Source organism: Halobacterium sp. CBA1126 (assembly GCF_009741975.1).
Classification (GTDB): Archaea; Halobacteriota; Halobacteria; order Halobacteriales; family Halobacteriaceae; genus Halobacterium.
The window spans coordinates 1-2,073 of the sequence record NZ_WPCF01000186.1; the positions used below are offsets into that span (position 1 = coordinate 1).

1 protein-coding gene is annotated in these 2,073 nt (G+C 75.4%); it reads left to right on the top strand.

Going from position 1 to position 2,073, the window contains the following annotated elements:
• Window positions 1-1,999: tRNA(Met) cytidine acetyltransferase TmcA (gene tmcA, locus GJ634_RS14985; RefSeq protein WP_157503632.1), on the top strand; the 1,999-nt coding region annotated here is incomplete at its 5' end.
• Window positions 2,000-2,073: the final 74 nt, after the last annotated feature.

Below are 2,073 nucleotides of genomic sequence, written 5' to 3' on the forward strand. Positions count from 1 at the left end.
CGTGGTCTTCGACGCCCACGAGGACTGCCGGCCGAACGCGCTCGGCCGGGTCGTCGGCGCCGTCGACGGCGGCGGCCTCCTCCTCTTGCTCGCGCCGCCGCTGGACGAGTGGCCCGCGCGCCGCGACGCCTTCGACGAGGGGCTGGCCGTCCCGCCGTTCGACGTCGCGGACGTCGCCGGCCGGTTCCGCCGCCGGCTCGTCGACACGCTGCGCGCCCACCGCGGCATCGCAGTCTACGACGTGAACAGCGACACGCTCGAACGCGACGGCCTCACGCACCCCGCGCCGCGAATCGCCGAGTCGCCGCCCGACCCACCGGCGGACCGCGCGTTCCCCCGAGAGGCCTACGAGGCGTGTCTCACGGGCGACCAGATGGACGCGCTCGCGGCCTTCGAGGCGCTGCGCGACCCGCCCGCAGCGGTCGTCGCGGAGGCCGACCGCGGCCGCGGGAAGTCCAGCGTCGCGGGGCTCGCTGCGGCTTGCCTCGCGCGCGAGGGACTGGACGTGCTCGTCACCGCGCCGGGCCGGCGCAGCGCAAGCGAACTGTTCGCGCGAGCGCGGGAACTGCTCGAGGATCTGGGAGCGCTCGCCAGCGACGGCGACGCAATCGAGACCCGCTCGGGGGGCCGGATTCGGTTCGCGAAGCCGCCCGAAGCCGCCGAGCTGCCCGGGGACCCCGACGCGGTCTTCGCCGACGAGGCCGCGGCGATTCCGGTGCGCCTGCTCGAGTCGCTGCTGGACTGCGAGCGCCTCGCGTTCACCACGACCGTCCACGGCTACGAGGGCGCGGGCCGCGGGTTCGACGTGCGCTTCCGCGACAGGCTCGCCAACGCCGACCACGCGGTCACCGACGCGACGCTCGCGGCGCCGATTCGGTACGCGGCCGGCGACCCCGTGGAGGTCTGGGCGTTCCGCGCGCTCGGCCTCGACGCCCGCCCCGCCGTCGACTCGCTCGTCGCGGACGCCGACACGGACAGCGTCACCTACGAGGCGCTCGCGCCCGCGGACCTCGCGGCGGACGAACACCTGCTCCGGGAGGCGTTCGGCCTGCTCGTGTACGCCCACTACCGCACCGAGCCGAACGACCTCGCGCGCCTCCTCGACGCGCCGAACCTCGCGGTACGCGCGCTCCTCGCGGACGGCCACGTCGTCTCCGTCGCCCTGCTCGCCCGCGAGGGCGGCCTCGACGCGGACCTGCGCGCGGGCATGTACGAGGGCGAGCGCGTGAAGGGGAACATGATTCCGGACGTCCTCACCAGCCAGCTCCGCGACGAGGACGCCGCCGTTCCCGTCGGCTACCGCGTGATGCGCATCGCCACCCACCACGCCGCCCGCTCCCGGGGCCTCGGGTCGCGGCTGCTCGGCGAGGTCCGTCGCGAGTTCGGCGACGACGCCGACTGGCTCGGCGTCGGCTACGGCGCCACCCCCGAGCTGCTGTCGTTCTGGGCCGCGAACGGCTACTCGACGGTCCACCTCTCGACGACCCGCAACGACACCAGCGGCGAGTACTCCGCGGTGATGCTCGACCCGCTCTCGCACCTCGGCGAGCGCCTCCACGACCGCCACGCGGACTGGTTCGCCGAGCGCGTCGCCGGCGTGCTGGCGGACTCGCTGCGCGACCTCGACCCGGACGTCGCGCGCGCCGCACTCGCCGCCTGCGACGCCACGCACGAACTCGCGCTCGCGGACTCGTCGTGGCGGGTCGTCGCGGGCGCCGCCCACGGCCCCGGGATGTACAGCGTCGACCCCGCGCCGTTCCGCCGGCTCGCCGTCCACCACCTCCTCGCGGGGGACGCCGACCTCGGCGCCCGCGAGGAGCGGCTGCTCGTCGCGAAACTCCTGCAGGCGCGGCCGTGGGACGAGGTGGCCGACGCGCTCGACTTCCACTCGACGAGTCAGGCGATGCGCGCGCTCGGGGACGCGCTCCGACCGCTCGTCGACGGCTACGGCTCCGAGGCCGCCCGCGAAGAGCTCGCGCGGTTCACCGACGGAGACTAACGACCCGCGGGTCTACGTGGCGCCATGGACCCGCTCGTGATGGTCGCGTTCGCGCTGCTCGTCGGCGGCGTCGC